The 20,139-nt window shown below is 42.6% G+C and carries 22 protein-coding genes; 7 read left to right on the forward strand and 15 right to left on the reverse strand.

Annotated elements, in window-relative coordinates; translation table 11 throughout:
- Window position 1 precedes the first annotated feature (1 nt).
- Together FILTAD_RS06095 and FILTAD_RS06100 are read right to left on the reverse strand one after the other, a co-directional pair.
- Window positions 2-394: a hypothetical protein gene (locus FILTAD_RS06095; RefSeq protein WP_124069629.1), complete on the reverse strand. Its 393-nt coding sequence runs from the start codon at window positions 392-394 to the stop codon at window positions 2-4.
- 42 nt (window positions 395-436) lie between these two features.
- Complete coding sequence (locus FILTAD_RS06100) at window positions 437-1,819, reverse strand: leucyl aminopeptidase family protein (RefSeq protein ID WP_124069630.1); 1,383 nt, start codon at window positions 1,817-1,819, stop codon at window positions 437-439.
- 283 nt (window positions 1,820-2,102) lie between these two features.
- Between FILTAD_RS06100 and FILTAD_RS06105 the strand changes: the two genes are divergently transcribed.
- A complete protein-coding gene (locus FILTAD_RS06105) occupies window positions 2,103-2,426 on the forward strand; it encodes a PadR family transcriptional regulator (RefSeq protein WP_124069631.1) in 324 nt (107 codons plus the stop codon).
- Complete coding sequence (locus FILTAD_RS06110; RefSeq protein ID WP_124069632.1) at window positions 2,419-3,447, forward strand: DUF4097 family beta strand repeat-containing protein; 1,029 nt, start codon at window positions 2,419-2,421, stop codon at window positions 3,445-3,447. Before FILTAD_RS06105 ends, FILTAD_RS06110 begins: the two co-directional genes overlap by 8 nt.
- A gap of 43 nt (window positions 3,448-3,490) precedes the next feature.
- Here FILTAD_RS06110 and FILTAD_RS06115 read toward each other — a convergent pair whose 3' ends face one another.
- Window positions 3,491-3,727 (reverse strand): hypothetical protein, encoded by a 237-nt coding sequence (locus tag FILTAD_RS06115; protein WP_124069633.1) that lies wholly within the window; start codon window positions 3,725-3,727, stop codon window positions 3,491-3,493.
- A gap of 109 nt (window positions 3,728-3,836) precedes the next feature.
- Here FILTAD_RS06115 and FILTAD_RS06120 point away from each other — a divergent pair, with 109 nt between their 5' ends.
- Window positions 3,837-5,162, forward strand: coding sequence for a M20/M25/M40 family metallo-hydrolase (locus FILTAD_RS06120; RefSeq protein WP_124069634.1), 1,326 nt, complete (start codon window positions 3,837-3,839; stop codon window positions 5,160-5,162).
- A gap of 54 nt (window positions 5,163-5,216) precedes the next feature.
- Complete coding sequence (locus tag FILTAD_RS06125; protein ID WP_124069635.1) at window positions 5,217-5,669, forward strand: YaiI/YqxD family protein; 453 nt, start codon at window positions 5,217-5,219, stop codon at window positions 5,667-5,669.
- Window positions 5,670-5,741: 72 nt separating this feature from the next.
- Here FILTAD_RS06125 and FILTAD_RS06130 read toward each other — a convergent pair whose 3' ends face one another.
- On the reverse strand, window positions 5,742-6,041 hold the full coding sequence (locus FILTAD_RS06130) for a cupin domain-containing protein (protein WP_124069636.1): 300 nt from the start codon (window positions 6,039-6,041) through the stop codon (window positions 5,742-5,744).
- 15 nt (window positions 6,042-6,056) lie between these two features.
- Window positions 6,057-7,061, reverse strand: a complete 1,005-nt coding sequence (locus FILTAD_RS06135; RefSeq protein ID WP_124069637.1) for an LLM class flavin-dependent oxidoreductase — start codon at window positions 7,059-7,061, stop codon at window positions 6,057-6,059.
- 140 nt (window positions 7,062-7,201) lie between these two features.
- Between FILTAD_RS06135 and FILTAD_RS06140 the strand changes: the two genes are divergently transcribed.
- Complete coding sequence (locus FILTAD_RS06140) at window positions 7,202-8,281, forward strand: type III polyketide synthase (protein ID WP_124069638.1); 1,080 nt, start codon at window positions 7,202-7,204, stop codon at window positions 8,279-8,281.
- Window positions 8,282-8,293: 12 nt separating this feature from the next.
- Window positions 8,294-8,824, forward strand: coding sequence for an isoprenylcysteine carboxyl methyltransferase family protein (locus tag FILTAD_RS06145; RefSeq protein WP_124069639.1), 531 nt, complete (start codon window positions 8,294-8,296; stop codon window positions 8,822-8,824).
- 277 nt (window positions 8,825-9,101) lie between these two features.
- On the opposite strand, the gene hutG is transcribed toward FILTAD_RS06145, so the two are convergent.
- From hutG to FILTAD_RS06160, 3 genes are all read right to left on the reverse strand, one after another.
- The gene (hutG, locus tag FILTAD_RS06150) at window positions 9,102-10,031 is read right to left on the reverse strand and encodes a formimidoylglutamase (protein WP_124069640.1); all 930 of its coding nucleotides are present in this window, start codon (window positions 10,029-10,031) and stop codon (window positions 9,102-9,104) included.
- Window positions 10,032-10,059: 28 nt separating this feature from the next.
- Window positions 10,060-11,457 (reverse strand): Na+/H+ antiporter NhaC, encoded by a 1,398-nt coding sequence (gene nhaC, locus FILTAD_RS06155; RefSeq protein ID WP_124069641.1) that lies wholly within the window; start codon window positions 11,455-11,457, stop codon window positions 10,060-10,062.
- A 357-nt stretch (window positions 11,458-11,814) separates the two neighbouring features.
- Complete coding sequence (locus FILTAD_RS06160; protein ID WP_238988167.1) at window positions 11,815-12,597, reverse strand: ZIP family metal transporter; 783 nt, start codon at window positions 12,595-12,597, stop codon at window positions 11,815-11,817.
- A 157-nt stretch (window positions 12,598-12,754) separates the two neighbouring features.
- On the opposite strand from FILTAD_RS06160, the gene FILTAD_RS06165 reads away from it, so the two are divergent.
- On the forward strand, window positions 12,755-13,186 hold the full coding sequence (locus FILTAD_RS06165) for a hypothetical protein (protein ID WP_124069642.1): 432 nt from the start codon (window positions 12,755-12,757) through the stop codon (window positions 13,184-13,186).
- A gap of 203 nt (window positions 13,187-13,389) precedes the next feature.
- On the opposite strand, the gene FILTAD_RS16065 is transcribed toward FILTAD_RS06165, so the two are convergent.
- From FILTAD_RS16065 to FILTAD_RS06200, 7 genes are all read right to left on the reverse strand, one after another.
- Window positions 13,390-14,844, reverse strand: coding sequence for a hypothetical protein (locus FILTAD_RS16065; protein ID WP_238988168.1), 1,455 nt, complete (start codon window positions 14,842-14,844; stop codon window positions 13,390-13,392).
- Window positions 14,845-15,109: 265 nt separating this feature from the next.
- Window positions 15,110-16,000 carry a cation diffusion facilitator family transporter gene (locus tag FILTAD_RS06175; protein WP_124069643.1) on the reverse strand — a complete coding sequence of 297 codons (891 nt, stop codon included), beginning with the start codon at window positions 15,998-16,000 and terminating at the stop codon, window positions 15,110-15,112.
- A gap of 141 nt (window positions 16,001-16,141) precedes the next feature.
- A complete protein-coding gene (locus FILTAD_RS06180; protein WP_124069644.1) occupies window positions 16,142-16,501 on the reverse strand; it encodes a fluoride efflux transporter FluC in 360 nt (119 codons plus the stop codon).
- Window positions 16,498-16,920: a fluoride efflux transporter CrcB gene (gene crcB, locus FILTAD_RS06185; RefSeq protein WP_124069645.1), complete on the reverse strand. Its 423-nt coding sequence runs from the start codon at window positions 16,918-16,920 to the stop codon at window positions 16,498-16,500. Before crcB ends, FILTAD_RS06180 begins: the two co-directional genes overlap by 4 nt.
- Window positions 16,917-19,073 (reverse strand): ATP-dependent helicase, encoded by a 2,157-nt coding sequence (locus FILTAD_RS06190; protein ID WP_124069646.1) that lies wholly within the window; start codon window positions 19,071-19,073, stop codon window positions 16,917-16,919. The genes crcB and FILTAD_RS06190 overlap by 4 nt, the downstream gene beginning before the upstream one ends.
- A gap of 130 nt (window positions 19,074-19,203) precedes the next feature.
- Entirely contained in the window at window positions 19,204-19,389 is a 186-nt protein-coding gene (locus tag FILTAD_RS06195) for a hypothetical protein (RefSeq protein WP_124069647.1), read from the reverse strand.
- A 76-nt stretch (window positions 19,390-19,465) separates the two neighbouring features.
- A complete protein-coding gene (locus FILTAD_RS06200) occupies window positions 19,466-20,011 on the reverse strand; it encodes a GNAT family N-acetyltransferase (protein ID WP_124069648.1) in 546 nt (181 codons plus the stop codon).
- Window positions 20,012-20,139 lie beyond the last annotated feature (128 nt).

Here is a 20,139-nt window from a genome sequence, read left to right on the forward strand (position 1 = left end):
TTTAAGACAAGTATTGGTTTGTGAATGAACTATGAGGATCTCGCAGATGGTTGCGAGGTCTTTTTTTGATGGCGGCAGTATTCTCTTTGAGCGCGAAACATGCATATTTGAGCGCGGCGGGATTCTCTTTGAGCGCGGACCATACTTCCTTGAGCGCGGCGGGATTCTCTTTGAGCGCGAAACTCGCTTTCTTGAGCGCGGTAGGCTTCTCTTTGAGCGCGAAACACGTATTCTTGAGCGCAGTAGGCCTCCCTTTGAGCGCGAAACACGTATTCTTGAGCGCGACGGGATTCTCTTTGAGCGCGAAACAAGCATATTTGAGCGCGAACCTCGTATTTTTGAGCGCGGCGGGCCCCTCTTTGAGCGAATCCACACTCCCTATAATCACAATCAAAAAAAAAGTACCCAGTCACTAACTCACTGGGTACTCCATTCTTTATTTCGAAACGTAGGCTGTATAGTCAGCTAACAGTCTTGCTCCGTAGCCTGTTGCGGATTTCGCGTAATAGCCCGCTGCTTTGGATTTGTCCATTACGCCGGCCATGTCGACGTGTAGCCATTTGCTGTTTTTCGGAACAAAGCGACGGAGGAATAGAGCGGCTGTAATTGAACCTGCACCACTTAACGAGCTGATGTTGTTCATGTCCGCGTAATCGCTTGCTAGTGTTTTATCGTATGCTTCTACCAAAGGCATCGGCCAGATGAAATCACCGTTTTGATCACCGATTTTTTTCATGGCAGCGGAAAGTTCGTCATCACCGAATACACCGCCCACCTCTGTTCCTAGTGCATTTACAATTGCACCTGTGAGGGTTGCGATGTCGACAATATAATCCGCGTTCCACTCACCTGCACGAATGAGACCGTCTGCTAAAATAAGTCGACCTTCTGCATCTGTATTGCCAACTTGAACCGTCAAACCATTCTTGTACTGAATGACTTCACCAGGAAGAACGGCTGTATTATCAGGCATGTTTTCTACAATAGGGATCAACGCCACGACATTCACTGCTGCTTTTGTCTTTGCAAGTAATGTAAGTGCTCCAGAAACCGCGGCTGCTCCGCCCATATCCATGCGCATGTCGCTCAAATCCTTGCCGCTCTTTAAACTGATACCGCCTGTATCGAAAGTGACGCCTTTTCCAACCAGTGCAACTAGTGGTTTAGAATTATCTCCTTTGTAAACCAGTTCTACGAATGAAGGCTTATATTTACTGCCCCGGCAAACTGTAAGAACGCCGTTCATTTCCATTTGTTCGATTTTTTCTTTATTGAACACATTTACTTCCACGCCTGTACCTTCAAAGTTTTTCTGCAAAACTTGTGGGAATGTTTCCGGATTTAAAACGTTTGGCACTTCATTCATTAAGTCACGTGAAAATGCAGTTGCTTCGGCACGAATTCTTCCTTCTTCAACGGACGATTCACTGCTACCATTTACATGTAGTGCAGTTTTGAATGCAGAGACATCTGATTTGTATGTGACAAATTGATACGCCCCCAATTCCCATCCTTCAACAAATGCAGTAAAGAGGGATTCACTATCCAAAGTTGAATAATTGGCGGTAAGGCCACTTCCCTCTAAAACAGCCGCTTTCACTTTTTGAGCGCTTAAATCGCGCGCGATATTTCCTGCCGTTACACGAACTTTTTCCAATGTCGCATTCGCTACTTCACATTGTTTTACAACAACATACTGCTCATTTTCAATCCATACGGACGTATGAGTTGTGGATTGATTGTCCACATATTTTTTGACTGCTTCGTTAGTTGAGATACGTGCATCATTTGCAAATAGTATTTTCACTTCATTTGACATAGGAATTCCCCCTAGGTAAATTATTTCGACTCTAGAAGTAGTTTACCATAAGACGTCCCATTTGAAAGAATTATCTTTTATCAAAATGACATGAAAAAATGTTTAGAATGGACCAATCAATAAAGACAGCAAAATCAATTCCAGCCTAATTTCTTAATTACACTATATACGTTTTTTTATAGTACCTTGCAATAAACAATACCGTGTGCTATATTGTGGTTAGTTAGTACTTTATATGCGTTGGTACTGTTCATTAATTAATAGCGAAAGGAGTCTATTTTCGATGAATGTTCAATTTAAAAAAGGCGTATTGAACTTATGTGTGTTGGTTCTTTTGGATAAGCAAGATCGCTATGGTTACGAACTTGTTCAGAAAATTTCAGATCAGATTTCGATATCCGAAGGGTCGGTCTATCCCCTTTTACGGCGGTTGACAAAGGAAGGCTATTTTACGACGTATTTGCAGGAATCGACGGAAGGTCCTCCACGTAAATATTATAAGTTGACGGATACCGGTCGGCATTATTTACATGTTCAATTGAGTGAGTGGCATACCTTTTCAGAGGGTGTGAATACATTAATCGAGGAGGGTGTTCGAAATGACTGAAAATCAATTTATTTTAGAGCTTGAAAGCGCGCTGAAGAAACTGCCTGCCGAGGAGCTTGCTGATATACGTCAAGATATACGGGAATATTTTACCGATGGTCGCGAAGATGGAAAATCAGAAAGTGATATTGCAGATTCCCTTGGCTCCCCCGATAAGATTGCACAAGAATTGCTTGCAACGTATTCATTTGTGGAGACAAAAACAAAAGAGCCCATCAGCTCCTTAAATGATATAGTGACACTTCAAGATAACAGCTATACAAAAGTCGACATCAACGTTCGCCATGGTGCACTTGTTGTTGCACCATCGGATACTTCGACGACAACGGTAGAGTTGGTCGGTTCGAATGATAAATTGAAGTTGACCGCGGAAGTTGTCGGAGATACATTGTCCATCCAACTAAAAAGCACACGCCACTGGCTGTTCAATTTCAATATGAAAGCGGTGATTCTCAACGTGTTCATACCTACAAAGTTATATCAATCTTATGCGATGAAAACGGATAACGGACGCATTGAAGCTGAAAAACTGCTAGGTAAAAAAATTATCGCAAAAACCGATAATGGTAAAATTCGATTGACTGAAATTGCGGCAACCGTCTTGCATGCAGAGACGGATAACGGGCGCATAGAAATTAAAAAAGTGCAAGCAGATCAATTAAAGACAAAAACCGATAACGGACGCATTGAAATGCATACTGTTGAAGCAGATTCAATCACGGCGGAATCCGATAATGGACGGATTGTATTTGAGCAGGTTAATGGAAATCTTACGGCAGCGACCGATAATGGGCGGATTACATTGCAGACATTAAGTTTAGACCAGAACGTTGATTTTAAAACAGATAATGGCAGCATTGCAATCCGATCCGAAAATGCACCAACAAATGTATCCATTCATGCAAAGACAAGTCATGGTAAAATCGATATCTTCGGTGAACGGAATTCGCGGACTGTCTTCGGTGCAGGTGAACATACAATCCGATTGAAATCGGATAATGGACGGATTACCGTCAGTTAATTAATCTTTCACGACAAAAAGAGGATGCCCAGGCATCCTCTTTTTAACTGTTCACGGAGTTCATCACGCCGCTCTTCGTTATATTATTATAGTTATCTTCACCTACACGACGCTTAATCTCCTCTTCAGACAATGGCGGTGGAATCTCGTCTGTCGACATAGCAATCTCATCACTTTCAACTTCAACATTTTCGTATTGTGCACTTCTTGCATTGATTTCTCTCCCGTACCTTTCCGCTTCCTCATTCGTCATACGGGCATTTTCCGGTTTTTCAGGCATCTTATTTTCTCCTCCTCTAAAAAACACTTTTCATGTTCTTTACCCTTTTCGCTTATAATGAAACATCGGCGTCATGTTATAATTTCCATACTCGGAATGGAGGATTTTCGTGAACTATAAGAAGTCGTTACTTTTTTTCATTTTTTTATTGGCGATACCATTGGCTGCCTGCTCGCAAAAAGAAACAGTTGTTGAAATGCCTAAATTTAATCAGGTTGAAACGGGGTTACTAAACGGATTAGATGTTGAAAAAATTTATGGATCAATTGATGAGTTAACGCAAGAACCGCGTGTAGCAGGAACGAAATCAGAACAAAACGCCGCAACTTTTTTAACCAACCATCTCGAGGCTTACGGCTATGATGTGACTGAACAACCCTTCACTTTTGAACGCTATGTCGCGCCTGAAACCTTCAGTATTACAATTGAGGGACTAAAAAAACCGCTCACTTCTGCACCGTTTCAATATTCGGTTTCAGGAGATGTTACAGGCGAACTCGTGGATGTGGGGAAAGGCCGGCAATCCGATTACAAAGGAATTGACGTGGTAAATAAGATTGTCCTTGCCCGTGTAAGTGATCTTTATTTCTCAGAAATGGTCCTTTACGCAGCTGAAGCGGGTGCCGCCGCAATCCTCATCCATTTTCCCGAAGAAGAATCGATTGATACTTGGTCGCTTGGAGAGCATAACGATTCCTTCATACCAGCTCTCGCCTTATCTGCTGAAGAAGGCGCTAAACTTGTCCATTCACTGAAGAAAAGTGGTCCTGTCACAGCAACCGTAAAAATTGAAGGTGCTGTTGTCAAAACAGACAAATCACAAAATATAGTTGTTACGAAGTCGCCGGTCAAGAAATCGGATGATATTGTGATCATCGGTGCGCATTATGATTCTGTCGATAAAGCACCGGGCGCAAGCGATAATGCCAGCGGAACGGCCGTTGTACTGGAACTCGCACGAATGTATAAAGACATCCCAACGGATAAGGAAATCCGTTTTCTATTTTTTGGGGCTGAAGAAGAAGGGCTGAATGGCTCGGAAAAATATGTGGATACCATGAAGAAGGATGAAATCAAAAATACTGTCGCCATGTTCAATTTAGATATGGTCGGTAGCGCTGAAGCGGGTGGATTAGCCTTTCAGACGGTGGATGGAGTGGATAATACCGTTACAAAATACGCGGGTAAAGCACAGAAGAAACTGACTGGTAAATCCACCAAGACTGATTTTGGGGATCGTAGCGACCACACACCTTTCCATGAAGCTGGAATCGATGCGGCACTATTCATATATGACCCCGTGGAAAAGTGGTATCATTCGCCTGAAGATACGATTGAAAAGCTAAGCAAGGAACGCCTTCTTACCGTAGCTAAAATCGTTGGAACAGCCGTTTTGGACTTAACATACCAATCTAGCGAGAGGCAAAAAGATTGAAACAGTGCTAAGTATGTCATACTCAGCATAAGACAGTATAGAGGGGGTTGCTAGATGGCGACAATTCTTGTTGATGCAGATGGATGTCCAGTTGTGAATGAAAGTATTCGTATTGCAAAGCAATTTGGTTTTCCATGTATTCTCATTTGTGATACAACGCACGAAATGCATCGTGATGGCGCGGAAACGATTATCGTATCCAAAGGTGCGGATGCAGTTGACTTCGTGCTTGTAAACCGGGTGAAAAAAGATGATATTGTCGTTACGCAAGATTACGGATTGGCAGCGATGGTCCTTGCAAAAAAAGGACATCCAATCGATCAAAACGGGCGATACTACACAGAAGATAATATTGACCAACTTTTATATGCACGCCACACGGCAAAAAAAATACGAATGGCTGGCGGTCGTTTGCGTGGCCCTAAAAAACGATCCAAAGAGAGCGATTTGAAATTTGAAACAAGTATGACTGCACTATGTGAGCGGATTTCAAAATTATACGATTGACTATAGGAGTAAGCCTGCCAACTAATCGGCAGGCTTTCATATTTCCAACGCATTTCTCATACAGTCAACTAGTCAGGGTTTGATTTGCATAACAAGAATATCGGCATCTTCAACTGCCCGTAGGCTATGCTTTTCGTACGGTGCTAAATGCAATAGATTCTCTTGCGTTACGTGCACTTCATGTCCTTCCACTAAAAACTTGACAATTCCCTTTCTAACAGCAACTACTACTTCATTTTTAGAATCATGTTCAGGGATTTCCTCGCCAGCTTTTAGTTGGATATTTGTAATTGTGGTATTTTCCAGCGCTACTAACTTCGCAACATGCTTGTTCTTATCATCAAGTTTCGATGGACTCAATACTAGATTCATCTGTATCCCTCCAATTCAAGTCAGCATTTCTTTGGCAATCAATTCAAATGACTTCAGCTTATCCTGGAAGTCGTAGGCAATCATGACAAGCATCACTTCATCCGCACCATAGTCAGCTGCAAGTTTTTCGATTTGTGCACGGGCTGTTTTCGGTGTTCCGACAATCATCCGCTTGCGGTTATCAAGGACACGCATTTTCTCGTAATGGCTGTATGGATAATCCATTGCCTTTTCGGGAGATGGTGTGCCCGTGGATGGAATTCCCTGCTCCAGCATAATCATGGATAAATCGAGAGATGAAACGAGTCTTTCCGCTTCTTCTTCCGTTTCTGCACAAGCGAAGAAAATGGCCACCGCTTGCTCAGGCTGTTTTAGGTATTCGGAAGGTTGGAACCGTTCACGATAACGAGCAACGTACGAAGGACCACCTTCTCCATTTATGAAATGTGCGAACATATACGGCAAGCCTTTTTCAGCAGCAAGAAGTCCCGAATTCGGACTGGAACCCAACATCCAAACAGGTGCAACCGTTTCCGACATCGGTGTCGCTTTCAATCCCTTGTATGGATGATTTGCTGGCATCGAATCGTTCAAATACATGAGTAAGTCATCCACTTGTTGTGGAAACTTACTCGCATCACGGTATTCGCCGTCGTGTAAAGCATAAGTTGCACGCGGCATCCCACCTGGTGCACGCCCGACGCCTGCGTCAATTCTGCCAGGAAACAGCGCTTCCAGCAATTTAAAGTTCTCGGCAACTTTATAAGCCGAATAATGCGGTAGCATAACGCCGCCCGAACCAACTCGAATGGTAGATGTAACAGATGCAAGATGAGCCATTAGAATTTCCGGTGATGAACCAGCGAGCGTCGTCGCATCATGATGTTCAGAAACCCAGAACCGTGTATAGCCCCACTCTTCAGCTTTTTTTGCAAGTAGTGCTGTATGTTTCAATGATTCCTCTGCGCTATTCCCCTCTGAAATAGGGGATTGATCTAAAATACTTAACTTGATTGACATACGATTCGATCCACTCCTATCACGTTGTCCCCTATTCTACACGATGGAATTCATTTACTCAGTGGACATGCTCACGGTCAAATGTTTATAACAGGCTGATTTAAGGGAATCCTTATACTAAATGAAATCGGAGGGTACTTATGCCAAAAATCCTTTCTGTAAATACGGTTCAACCACCTCATGAAGTAAAGCAAGAACAAGCAGTTGCATTAACACGGTCCCTTTTCAGCGAAAGATACAAAGATATTGAACGTCTTTTGAATGTCTTTCAAAACGGTGACATGGAGACCCGCCATATTTGTATGCCGCTCGAATGGTATGGAAAAGATCATGATTTTGAAGAACGAAATCAACTTTATATCCAACATGCTGTAGACCTAGGTGCACAAGCTATTCTGTCTTGTCTGCAAGGCTATGGCAAACTTGATGCGCCCATCGAGGCTTCGGAGATTGATGCGATTTTTTTCATTTCCAGTACGGGTATTTCCACACCTAGTATTGAGGCTCGAATCATGAACATCATTCCTTTTCGTGATGATACGAAACGGATTCCGATATGGGGACTTGGTTGCGCTGGCGGTGCGGCGGGAGTTAGTAGAGCATTTGAATATTGCTTAGCCTATCCCAAGGCGAATGTATTGATTCTGTCTTTAGAGTTATGCAGTTTAACATTTCAAAAAGACGATTATTCGAAAAGCAATCTGGTCGGCGTATCACTCTTCTCCGATGGAGTGGCGTGCGCATTGGTTAGTGGGGATGATTCCGAGTTAAACGTGAAAAAAGCAGTCCCTTCGATCATCGCTACAACGTCTAAACTGATGCCTGATTCCGAAGACGTTATGGGATGGGATGTAAAAAATACTGGTTTGTACGTCGTTTTTTCAAAAAGTATCCCCTCGATTATAACGGGTTGGCTCGGTCCATTCGTTCATGAATTCCTTGCCAAACACGGGCTGGCTAAAGATGATATCACCCACTTCGTTGCACATCCAGGCGGAAAAAAGGTACTGCAAGCCTATGAGACGGCACTTGGATTTGATGAAGAAAAAACCGCCATTTCACGAAACGTATTACGGGAGAATGGTAATATGTCTTCGCCAACCATTCTCTACGTTTTGGAGCAGTTCATGGAAAACGAGCCAGTTGCGGGCGACTATGGATTAATGGCGGCACTCGGCCCAGGATTTTGCGGTGAACTACTCTTGTTGAAATGGGAATGAGGTGTGTTGGAAATGCTGTTTATCCTAGTCATATCAATCGTCATTGTACAACGGTTAGTCGAGTTAATCGTCGCAAAGCGCAATGAGAAATGGATGCGGAGCCAAGGTGCATATGAGGCGGGTGCCGCCCACTATCCTCTCATGGTTCTCATGCACGTCGCATTTTTCGTGTCCCTTATTCTAGAAGTCATAGTATTTAATCGCCCTTTCTCACCATTATGGGGTGTGCTTCTCGGTATTTTTCTTGTCGCACAAGTGATGCGTATTTGGTGCCTCACTTCGCTCGGTAAGTTCTGGAATACGAAAATCATCATTTTACCGGGGGCGGACGTTGTACGAAAAGGACCCTATCTATGGGTCCGTCACCCCAATTATGTAATCGTCACAACTGAACTGCTCGTCCTTCCTCTGCTGTTCGGCGCCTATTTCACGGCGATCATTTTCACTTTGCTCAATGTATGGATGCTATCGGTGCGAATCCCAACCGAAGAAAAAGCATTGAAAGAAGTGACAAATTACCGGGAGAAATTTTCATTGGAATGAAGGATGGATGGAAAAACTCTAATGGCCTTTCGTGAAACTGTAAGGGCTAGCGACCGAACTGTCATGGCAATATCCGAAACTGTAAGGGCAATGTCAAACTGTCATGGCTTTTCGCAAAACTGTAAGGGCTAGCGACCGAACTGTCATGGCAATATCCGAAACTGTAAGGGCAATGTCAAACTGTCATGGCAATCCACCAAACTGTAAGGCCAATCATCCATACTCCCAAACAAAAAAAGCTTCCCCGCCAAATGCAAACTGGCAGGAAAGCTTTTTTTCATCTTACATATAACCCCATTATCGCCTCATTGACAAACGCTGCCCCCAATTTCACTGTGCGGCCATCCGGATCCAGCGACGGATTCACTTCACTAATATCAAATGACATCGTCTTCTGATCAGCCACTACTTTTCGGATGATTGCACGAACTAGTTTCGGTGTGAGTCCAAATGGTGACGGCGCACTGACGCCAGGCGCAGCTGCTGCATCGACTACATCCATACATAGCGTGAGAATCACCGCGTCGTGACGTTCCATGAATGCCGTAATTTTCTCTGCTGCAACATTTTCATCCAGCTCATCTTCACATATGTACTCGCACCCAAGTTCATCCGCTTTTCGGAATAGGTTTTCCGTATTTCCATAACGCTGGATACCGAGAACGAGATAATCCGTATCCGGGTCATTGTCTAAAATTTTACGGAACATCGTACCCGAAGACGGTTCTTCATCATAGGGGCGAAGGTCGAAATGAGCATCGATATTAATGATACCAAGCTTTTTACCCTTGCCAATAAAAGCCCTTGTCCCGAGATAATGACCATAAAACGTTTCATGTCCTCCGCCAAGAATGACTGGCGTCAATCCACTCGCCAAGCTTCCTTTGACAACTTCACCAAGCTCCCGCTGTGCTTCTTCCATCATTCCATCTACGCAAACGATGTTGCCTGCTTCAAGCAAATAATTCCCTTCAGGCAATCGCCATGCCATATTCGAAAGTGCAGCGCGCAAGGCATCCGGTGCTTCTGCAGCTCCGATTCTACCTTTGTTCCGCCTTACCCCTTCATCACTAGAAAAACCGATTAGAACGCATGCATTCTTTTGTTCCCCCCGTGCTCCAATGACCTGGTGGTAACGAAAACTGGTCCAATCCGTTTCATGGTCCGTTCTTCCATTCCAACTAAATACTGATGTTTTCCCGTCCATTCCCGACACCCTCTCCCTTTGCAACTGATTACTGTTTAGCAGGATTCCCCTTCAAGTAGGTCAATGTTTTGCCTGTAAATCCATATAGTATTGTTAAAATTGGAGACAACAGACAAAAGATTGCAAATGGTAAATAGTCCAATGTCGCTACCCCTAGCACTTTCGTTATGAAAAGTCCACAAACGCTCCAAGGAACTAAAGGATTTACCACTGTACCCGCATCTTCCATCACCCTGCTTAAATTTTTACCCGCTAAACCAACCTTATCATATTGTGATTTAAAAGCCTGCCCCGTCAATAAAATCGATAAATACTGTTCGCCTATCAACACGTTGATACCAATCGCTGTTAATGCAGACGCCGCAATGACAGAGGACACTTTCTTTAAATAACTTTCAATTTTGCCAAGCAAACATTGAACGATACCAAGTGTGAATAACAACCCACCCATACTGAGTGCCAACAGTACAAGACCGACTGTAGGTAACATACTTTCCATTCCGCCTCTAGAAAGCAATGCATCAACATCTGCTACCCTTGTAGTAGATACATACCCTTCGTATAAAATGGCAAGCACCTCTTTGCCGCCGAAACTTTGATGAAAAAAAGAAATAACGACAGCAGCAATGGAGCTAGCGGCCAATGTCAGCAGCGCAGGAACTTTATTAATCGTAAGGATAAATAAAAGAACCAGCGGAATTACTGTATACCAGTGGATCATTCCTGTACCCAAAAGCCCTTCCTGGAAAACAGCAATCCCATCCAAATCCGATAGCGTAACACTAGGAGACAATAAGCCGAAAAATACAACCGAAAGAATAAATGCCGGAACGGTCGTCCATCCCATATTGCGGATATGCTCAAACAAATCGACACCCACAATGGAGGACGCAAGGTTTGTCGTATCCGAAAGGGGTGACATCTTATCTCCAAAAAATGCACCAGAAACAATCGCTCCTGCAGTAATCGCCATCGACAAATCAAGTACACTTGCCATCCCGATAAAGGCAACCCCTACAGTTGCAACAGTTGTCAATGAACTTCCAATCGAGATGCCCACAATACCTGTAATAACAAATACAATCGCAAAGAAAAAAGTAGGCGTGATCAGATTAAAACCTGCATAAATAAGTGAAGGGATTGTCCCGCTCATCATCCAACTACTTATTAAAATACCGATGAAGAAAAATAAGAAAACTGCGCTCATGCCTGCTTGCGAACCCTTGACCAGCCCGCCTTCTAGCTTACGATACGACACTTTTTTAATAAGACCATAGCCGATCAATAACAAGATGGACAATACGATTGGAATATGGGGAACAGAATCGAATTTGATAATACTTACACTAATCAGCAGTACAATGGCCACAATCAGCGCGATTGACTCTTTAAACGATGGCGTAATGACAGCTTTTATTTTGAACATGACGGGTTCCTCCTAGATGCTAGCTGTTATTTTTGAAAATAGAAAAAGCCCCATTCATCCCTTGGAAAGGGACGAAGGAGCTCTCCGCGTTACCACCCTAGTTGATGGACCAAATCGTATCCGTCCATCCACTTTATTTATATTCGAGAATTTCAAATGGCGTACTTCATTTCGATTGCTGCCTGAACTTTCATCACCCATTCAGTTTCTAGTTGCTGCACACAGTCGGATTACTGGACCATTTCTCATATCTATTAAGTTTGTAGGTTTCATAATACGTTTTGCGCAAAACGATTAAGTAGAATCTTATCATGTCCACACGACTTGTCAAGGGCTTTTCCCAATCTGAATCTTACTTTAAGCAAATAATAGAAATGCTCCCATCAGGCAAAAACTAATGAATGCAACGAAAAGACTATAACGGTTAGATGAATACTTAATGGACTCAACCAATATTTCCTTAACTGCAATCATGTAAATCATTCCCACTGTAAAACTGATTAAAAAAGCCCATAAAGAAGTATTTTGCATCCCTATACTTTCGCCTAAAATACCGCCCACTGCGACTGGTATAGCAACGAGAAAAGAAAGCGAGAACAACCTACGTACAGTAAAACCAGTGATTATAAATGGTGTAAAAAGAATCATGCCTTCAGGAATATTATGTAGAATCAATGCTTGTAAAAGTGCATTGTTAACATCCATTTGTTCACCGGTTCCTAAAACGGCACCCATCGGAAGATTATGGACTGAAATGATGAATACTAGGAATAAACCAACTCTTTTTGTAGAATTCCCATGCAATCCAGTTGAATGGTTTGCCTTCTTATGCACGCCTTTATGAATAGACTTAAATAATAATACGCCCGCCAAAAAACCTAATGAAAAAATCACCCAATCCCCTAATCCAATTGCTTCGGGTGCAATTTCAAAACTGATTAACCCGAGTATCAACCCTGCACAGATTGCATAGATTGTACCGATACTTTTCTTAAAACCATTGACAAGCCATGCAAGAATTCCACCTATACCCACTCCAACCAATGTTGCCAAAAAACCGACAAGCCATATAGGCGTCATTCCATCATCCTTCATTAATCCGTCACTAAAGCTTATGGGCGTTGCTTTGAAGTTATGCACAGATTTCCTCTATCAAGCCGGTCTTTCACAAGCAAATCCATCTTTATCCCCCTTAACAAAATGGCCGGCATACGTTATAATAGTGGATAAAGTAAATTCAAAAAAGCTGCTGTTAACTTCATCATTCTGTATAATAAAAGGAATAGGAGTGATTCCGATGGATAAACAAGTACTTGATATGATGGGCAAAATGATGGAACAAATGGACAAGCTTGATACTAAAATGAATGGTATGCAAGATCAAATGAATGGTATGCAAGGACAGATTAACCGTTTGGATGAAAATATGTCAAAAGGTTTCGCTGAAGTTGATGCTAAATTCAAGGATGTCGATGCTCGTTTCGATGCTGTTGATGTTCGATTCAATGCCGTCGATGCTCGGTTCGATGCTGTTGATGCTCGATTCAATGCCGTCGATGTTCGTTTCGATGCTGTTGATGCTAAATTACATGGTGTAGGCGAACACTTTGAAGAAGTATCTAAAAACATCATCGCAGTACGAGATACTGTTTCTAAGGATTCAAAGTACTTGAAGTACAAGGTATCTCAAATAGAACAAGATGTATTCCATATAAACCCTAGCCAGTGACGGAATGATCAACAAAATTAGTCTCATCAAAAGAGGAAGCAGCCATGCTTCTTCTTTTGATGAGACTAATTTGTCTTGGATAAAAGTGCTAAATTTAAAGATTCTCTTTTGAATTCAAAAAAGCGTGTACCGATGTCAGATCCATCAATACACGCTTTTTGCATTGCCGAGCTCTAGCAACACCCTTACCACTCACCTTACATTCAAGAAAGATCTTCCCCAAAGATGGATACACTCTGCCGGTCCACTACGAATTTATGTCCGTCCCATTTCAACATACTTTCCACATATCCTAATCCATCCGCATGATACCTGCCCGCTATTTGTTGCACGATATTCAGTTCATAGACGCCGGTCCTGGCTAAATCGATTGGGTAAAGTCCACTTGGAGGATCCACCCATCCCTCGATTGGTTTTTTAAGTGTTCCGTCTTCATTATATATTTCCGATAGGTACTCTTTGCCTTTATACCCTAGGTCCAGTGTGTATTTCTTATGCGGAACGGCACTTTTCACGATGGCTTTATAGTGATCCTGATAGGCGACTTCATAATGGTGTTGCGCATCAAATTGGTCAGCGTCGAATACTTGTTGCATAGTTCCTTCCACAAACGAAAAGATATATCCATTCACTGTAGCGCCGCTTCCTCCTGTGTCTATGACGATAAGGATGTCATCTAGTTGATCACCTGTGAAATCACCGAGAAATATAGTTGGATGGTACCCCATGTTTTCTTTAAGCGGCAGACGTTCGTGGACGTTTGTTTTTCCGTAAAGAATAACCAAAGTTATATTTTTCCAGAAAGGGCTATCCTTATCTTTCTCAGCTGTAATGTAGACGGTGTCCATGAATCCATCGCCATTCACATCACCCCTCTTTTCATCTACAACAATCATTGTGCTTGGCGTCCTTCTTAAAGCATGCAAGATTTCATTCTTTAATGCTTCCAATGTTTCTTTGCTTGGATAAGGTGAATTGAATGACATTGCTTTCTCAATCGACAGTAATGCCTGTTCAAAATCACCAGCCTTGTTCTGCGCATCCGCTAAGTAATACCAATAAAATGGATAATCGTTTTTTTGCAATCGATGTTTGTAGTACGCCTCTACTTTTTTAAAATAATAAGGATACACATCTTTTGCGGGAACTAAGCCGTTTCCGTCAAATCGATATACATCCACTTTATATGCCTCTCCTGTATCATGCGTCCAAATGGCAATTTCAGCTAGCCCATCCTGGCCATTCGTACCCGGCATGTCTTCCACTTCTAATTTACTGTAGGCTATATCATTTGTTGGTAAGCGTTTGAATCCATCATTTGTCCATTGCAATAGGTTTAATTCCGACAACATGCTTCCTTGTTGCCATCCGACAATCAACGTGTTCACGCCCCGATTTGTAATGGGCGCAGCCAATAAATCCGTTATGCCATAGCCTCTTCCTATTATGTGCGCCATTGGTTGCCATTGGCCATTCACGTTTTTTAAAATAAGGATATAATTCTTTTCCTGAAATCTGTAGGCTACAATCAATTCTTCAACTTGATCGCCATTGATATCGGCTAGTAGGATGGCAGCTTGTTTTTGAGGTTGTTGCAAGTCCAGAACCTTTGCCGTTGGTGGTAAAAAATAGTTCAGTAAATCTGTATACTCATTCATCCTACAAAACACTCCTCAGCTAGTTAAATTCCTATCAGCCGGGACTATACAGAAAAACCCAGCGTTAACCCATGATATGATAGGCGGGGAATAAAAGGTTCCCCTCCGCTATTTCGATAATCCTTTTCATGTACTATATACAAATAAAACCCCGAAAATGGGGACACAGGTCCATCCACTTTCCGGGGTTTTATTTATTTCACATTGGTGCAGTTCAACAAACAGGATGTTATATACATCCATAATAGCCTAGCGAACAGGCACCTTACATTTTATTTTCTGTGTGCGTATTCGCTTCCGTTTCCAATTGGATGGTTGTGTGTTCAATCTGCTCTTCCATCATTTCTTTCTCAATGCGATTTAGCAGCTTTTGAGCATCTGCCATTGTCAAATGGCTACCGATGACGACATGGCAGGCAATCGCATTTAAGCCGCTTGTGATTGACCAGACATGTAGGTCATGGACAGAGATTACTTCTGGCACTTGTTCTATCCGCTTACGAACTCTGGTAAGATCCACCTCAGCGGGCGTCCCTTCCATAAGCACGTGGACCGCATCGCGCGTTACTCGCCATCCGCTCAACAGCACCAACACCGCAACGATGACACTTGCCAACGGATCTGCCCACCCCCAATCGAAAAACATAATAAGCAACGCCGCCACAATGGCACCGACCGAGCCGAGCAAATCGCTTAGTACATGAAGAAACGCCGCCCGCAGATTCAAGTTTCCCTGCGTGTCTCCCTTCCGCATGATAAAGGCGATGAGTACATTGACCAATAAACCGATGAGTGCAATCCAGAGCATTCCAGAAGTCGCCACTTCGGGTGGATCCGCGAAACGGTGGATTGCTTCATAAAAGATATAGATGGAAACGACAAGCAATGCTACACCGTTGAACACCGCCGCAAGGATTTCAAATCGTTTGTAGCCGAACGTCTTATGGGAATCCGAAGCTTTAGCTCCATATGTAAACGCAAGCAACCCGACACCGAGCGAGATCGAGTCGCTCATCATGTGACCCGCATCTGATAACAATGCTAAACTGTTCGTCAGAAAACCGCCGGTAGCTTCGACGAACATATATGCAGTCGTGATGATGAAACTGAACAGTAACACCTTTCTGTTACTACCATGTGCATGATTATGCCCCATCTATATCGCCTCCTTCCTTTATTCATTTCCCAAAATCAATAAGCTAAACAATGCATAATTCCTCCATGAAGGCCTGACAAATACAAGGCATTAATCATCAAAAAAATTCGCCGTCGTATGGGCGAGTTCAAGTTCAATATCCTAATGATTCCCTACAAAACCATAACCAATTGCTGCAAGTAGGATACCGCCTACATAAGTGATCACCAAATAACTGATAGCGGCTTTCTTTTCCCCACTCTTCCACAATCCCAGCAATTCTTTATTCATCGTAGAAAACGTGGTGAGTGCACCTGCAAGGCCTGAGGCAAAAAACAATGTCCACATTCGGGATAAATCTAACCCGAACACAATACCAATCAGCAATGACCCGGTTAGGTTAACAATTAACGTTCCCACAGGAATCTTCCTAGCATGATTCAGTTTTAAGGAGAGCAAATAGCGGGTAATGGCACCTAGAAAGCCGCCTATTCCAATTATCAAGATATCCACAAATGTCATCCACGCACCTTCTTTCCACCCAGATGAAAGCCTAGTACGCCCAAGGATAGTCCTCCGATAATGCTGATGGAAATATATATAACTGCTAACACAAACTGACCGTTTTCCATAAGCTCCACCAGTTCAATACTAAGTGTGGAAAACGTGGTGAACGAGCCGAGAAAACCTGTCGTGATTGCATTTGTCAACTCTTTATGGGCAAGTAGCATGCGAAGAGACCCCGAAACGATAAAACACAATAAGAATGTCCCGATAATGTTTACAAAGAGTGTCGCTACAGGAATTCCCCCTGCATGTTGGACCGACTCACCAATAAGCGTACGTAAGATTGCACCAACAGCGCCTCCAAGTCCAATCCATAAAAGACGCTTGGTTAGTTGACGATTACGAATGACTTCAGCGCCATTGATTTTTTTCATACTTCTACCGCTTCGAGTAGTCTCTTAGAAAGAACGAATTCAATATCTAGACGTTTTTCTACTTTGCCGAACTGAATATGGATTTCACGCCCTTGTTGTTTCGTAATTTCCCCTTGACCGAATACACGATGCATAACAATCGTTCCTACTGTGAGTTCTTTTTTATCTTGGATTCCATTCGGATTGAGCGGGATGGACGCTTTCGCTTCTCTAACCGGTTGCTGTTCTTTCTGCAGCTTATTCGGTTTCAATAAGAGGCTCCGTACTTCATTTACAAACTTTGAATCTTCTTTTGATTTGCCCTCGGATTGGCCATAAGAGAGGAGCTCCAGTTTCTCTTTTGCACGGGTCACTCCGACATAGAACAGACGTCGTGCTTCTTCCAACATTGCGATATCCCCTTCGTCTTCATCCGCTGGTATAATTCCTTTCAATAAGTCAATCATGAACACACGTCTGAACTCCAATCCTTTTGCACTGTGGAGTGTTGATAAGGTCACTGCGTTTTCAGGCGGATTGAACTTGGCGTTTTGAACGGCTTGTTCCAGTTCCTTTAGGCGATTTGCGAATTCCACCATTGTCCGAAGTTGTGCGGCGATGCCTTCTAATATATCCAGAATGCCGAACAGACTGTCAATGCGAAAGCCAAATTTTTCGGCTCTACTTTTAAGGGATGCTTCATACTCAAGTTCGTAACGTATGATCCGGATCACTTGAGCTGGACGCATGTCGGGAATCTTATCGTAGACATCTTTATATTCTTTCAGTTTCTTTATTTGACTGCTCTTCAAATCGACCGTCTTGATGAAAGCATCGAAAACATTTCCAGACGTTTCCGTGTTCTCGAATTGAGTCAACATCGATCGTGATATGAAAAGGTTCATTTTCAATACGATTTTCGCAAAGATATCCTTGCGTTCCGTATTAAAACTAAGACGCATGAAATTCAGGATGTCCTCAACAATCCAATGGGAGAAAAACTTATCATCCGCATCTTTCATGTAAAACGGGATGCCTCGTCTATGTAGTTCATTGACATACATTGTTGAAGAGGAATTATTACGGAATAAAATGGCGACCTCGTTCAACCTATCTTCGCCCAGCAGTTCGTACGTCACGTACTCCAATTGGCTCTTCGGATTATCCAGCTGCTTTATGGTTATCGGTTCTTTGGGGCTGTTTTCCGTATGCATCTCTTTTGGATAACGTTTTTTATTTTTCTTGATGAACTTCGATGCCAGCTCAACAATTTCTTTGGAAGAGCGATAGTTGCGCTCCATCATCAACACCTGTGCATTCGGGTAAACCTTCTTGAATTCAAGAAGATAATCGGGTTCTGCACCACGCCATGTATAGATTGACTGATCATCGTCTGCCACAACGCAGAGATTTCCGTGATGTACAACAAGATGCTCGACAATCTTATGTTGGACGAGTGACGTATCCTGGCTTTCATCGGTTAGTATATAGTCGTATTTGTTCCGGTAACGGTCGCCCAGTTCTTTGTCTTCCTTCAACGCTTGTTCCGCAAGCGTTAACATATCATCAAAATCAAGCAGCAAATGTCCACTAGTCTGCTTTTTAACTTGCTCATATTTTTGTGCAATACGTCCTGCACGTTCAAAAGGACCAACTAAGTCATCCCATCTATCCAAAGGAATCATCTTATTTTTAATCCCACTGATGAACGTCGATAATGCCGATAATTCATCATCCGTACAGTCGTCATGCATCACTTTTTTATAAAGCCCTTTCAGTAAAAAAGACTTTGTACGCGACTGCTTCTGCTTACCGCCACCTTCTATCAGCTCAAATGTAGTTCCTTGTTTTTCCAAGTAGCTTCGGGCAATTGTGAATGCTAAGCTATGAATCGTGGAAAAATCAACGGGTACACAATCGGGGAAAAATCGCTTAAAGCGTTCCATCATATCCCGTGCGGATGCCCGACTAAATGTGATGGCTTTAATGCGTCTAGGGTTGACCTTCTTTTCTTCAATCAAATAGCCGATTCGCATAATCATTGTTGTTGTTTTCCCTGATCCAGGACAAGCTAATAGAAGTAAAGGTCCTTCCGTTTGCTCAACGGCTCTCTTCTGTACATCATTCAAATTTATATTTAATTCTCTTTTTTTACGTTCAAAAAAATCATTCATTTTACCGTAACCCCTTCTACTTGCTCTATACCTAATTTATCATAGGTGAACGGAATTGTAGAGGATCCAACTTTCATTCATGCCAAAAAACCTCCACATTGTAGCTATGTGGAGGTCACTGATTACTTCTTTATTCACCTGTTTCAAGCCGGTCTATTTCAATACCGCCCCGTCTTTTTCCGCCCCCGGAGTATTCCGTTGAGGCGACTTCATTGGAACGACGTTCTTCAGTCGTATACTCCTTGCCTTGCATTTTGGTTTGGTTTACGCCGTCGGTCTTTTTAGCTGACATCGGATCTTTTTCGTATTTGGACAATGTATTTCACTCCCTCGTATTTTCGCGCATACGGTAAGGATGTCCAGAAAAGAGTAAATGATTCCGCATTTATTTGTCAGTTTGTATTCCATTCGGTATGCAGAAGTGAAAATATGAACGCATCATGGGATTGATTATTTTGAAATAGAAAGTTCCGTAATTCTCCTTCTTTCTGAAAACCATGCTTTTCTAAAAGGCCAATGGATGCGTTATTTGCGGGAAACGTGACAGCACCCATACGGTGAAGTTGTAACTCTTCAAACGAATAATTTAAAACAGCCCGCAATGCTTCTGACGTAATACCATTTCGCCAAAAGTCTGGATGGATTTCAAAACCGATTTCTGCTTTTTTCATACCAAGTGCCAAGTTATTCAATCCAATGGTACCAACTAATCGATTATCTTCTTCAATCACAATTGCCCAACGAATACCTCTCTTGCTTTCGTAAGTAGTTCTAAAATGGCCAACCATTTTCTCTGCTTGTTCAACTTCTTTAAATGGATCCATGCCATAATATTTAATGACTTCCGTATTTGAAAAAACATCAAAAATTGCAGGGGCATGTTCTGCCTGTACTTCAATTAGTTGAAGACGTGCTGTTTGCAATACAGGAAATGTCATAGCATTTCACCTTTTTGCCTAAGTTTTTCTTCTAACTGGACAGTACCTGTAGAATAAATGATAACAAATTTCATGGCAATCAATCCCCCTACTTTTGTATGAAATCAGCTAGTACTAGCGGATTACAT

It is taken from the genome of Filibacter tadaridae, from assembly GCF_900609045.1.
Taxonomy (GTDB): domain Bacteria; phylum Bacillota; class Bacilli; order Bacillales_A; family Planococcaceae; genus Sporosarcina; species Sporosarcina tadaridae.

What these genes read in the sequence shown, in the direction of transcription:
- FILTAD_RS06165 (WP_124069642.1), top strand. Translation starts at nt 12,755, where the DNA reads ATGGATAAACAAGTACTTGATATGATGGGCAAAATGATGGAACAAATG.
- FILTAD_RS06135 (WP_124069637.1), bottom strand. Translation starts at nt 7,061, where the DNA reads ATGTCAATCAAGTTAAGTATTTTAGATCAATCCCCTATTTCAGAGGGG.
- hutG (WP_124069640.1), bottom strand. Translation starts at nt 10,031, where the DNA reads ATGGACGGGAAAACATCAGTATTTAGTTGGAATGGAAGAACGGACCAT.
- FILTAD_RS06115 (WP_124069633.1), bottom strand. Translation starts at nt 3,727, where the DNA reads ATGCCTGAAAAACCGGAAAATGCCCGTATGACGAATGAGGAAGCGGAA.
- FILTAD_RS06110 (WP_124069632.1), top strand. Translation starts at nt 2,419, where the DNA reads ATGACTGAAAATCAATTTATTTTAGAGCTTGAAAGCGCGCTGAAGAAA.
- FILTAD_RS06100 (WP_124069630.1), bottom strand. Translation starts at nt 1,819, where the DNA reads ATGTCAAATGAAGTGAAAATACTATTTGCAAATGATGCACGTATCTCA.
- FILTAD_RS06200 (WP_124069648.1), bottom strand. Translation starts at nt 20,011, where the DNA reads ATGACATTTCCTGTATTGCAAACAGCACGTCTTCAACTAATTGAAGTA.
- FILTAD_RS06145 (WP_124069639.1), top strand. Translation starts at nt 8,294, where the DNA reads ATGCTGTTTATCCTAGTCATATCAATCGTCATTGTACAACGGTTAGTC.
- FILTAD_RS06125 (WP_124069635.1), top strand. Translation starts at nt 5,217, where the DNA reads ATGGCGACAATTCTTGTTGATGCAGATGGATGTCCAGTTGTGAATGAA.
- FILTAD_RS06140 (WP_124069638.1), top strand. Translation starts at nt 7,202, where the DNA reads ATGCCAAAAATCCTTTCTGTAAATACGGTTCAACCACCTCATGAAGTA.
- FILTAD_RS06105 (WP_124069631.1), top strand. Translation starts at nt 2,103, where the DNA reads ATGAATGTTCAATTTAAAAAAGGCGTATTGAACTTATGTGTGTTGGTT.
- FILTAD_RS06190 (WP_124069646.1), bottom strand. Translation starts at nt 19,073, where the DNA reads ATGAATGATTTTTTTGAACGTAAAAAAAGAGAATTAAATATAAATTTG.
- nhaC (WP_124069641.1), bottom strand. Translation starts at nt 11,457, where the DNA reads ATGTTCAAAATAAAAGCTGTCATTACGCCATCGTTTAAAGAGTCAATC.
- FILTAD_RS06175 (WP_124069643.1), bottom strand. Translation starts at nt 16,000, where the DNA reads ATGGGGCATAATCATGCACATGGTAGTAACAGAAAGGTGTTACTGTTC.
- FILTAD_RS16065 (WP_238988168.1), bottom strand. Translation starts at nt 14,844, where the DNA reads ATGAATGAGTATACAGATTTACTGAACTATTTTTTACCACCAACGGCA.
- crcB (WP_124069645.1), bottom strand. Translation starts at nt 16,920, where the DNA reads ATGAAAAAAATCAATGGCGCTGAAGTCATTCGTAATCGTCAACTAACC.
- FILTAD_RS06180 (WP_124069644.1), bottom strand. Translation starts at nt 16,501, where the DNA reads ATGACATTTGTGGATATCTTGATAATTGGAATAGGCGGCTTTCTAGGT.
- FILTAD_RS06130 (WP_124069636.1), bottom strand. Translation starts at nt 6,041, where the DNA reads ATGAATCTAGTATTGAGTCCATCGAAACTTGATGATAAGAACAAGCAT.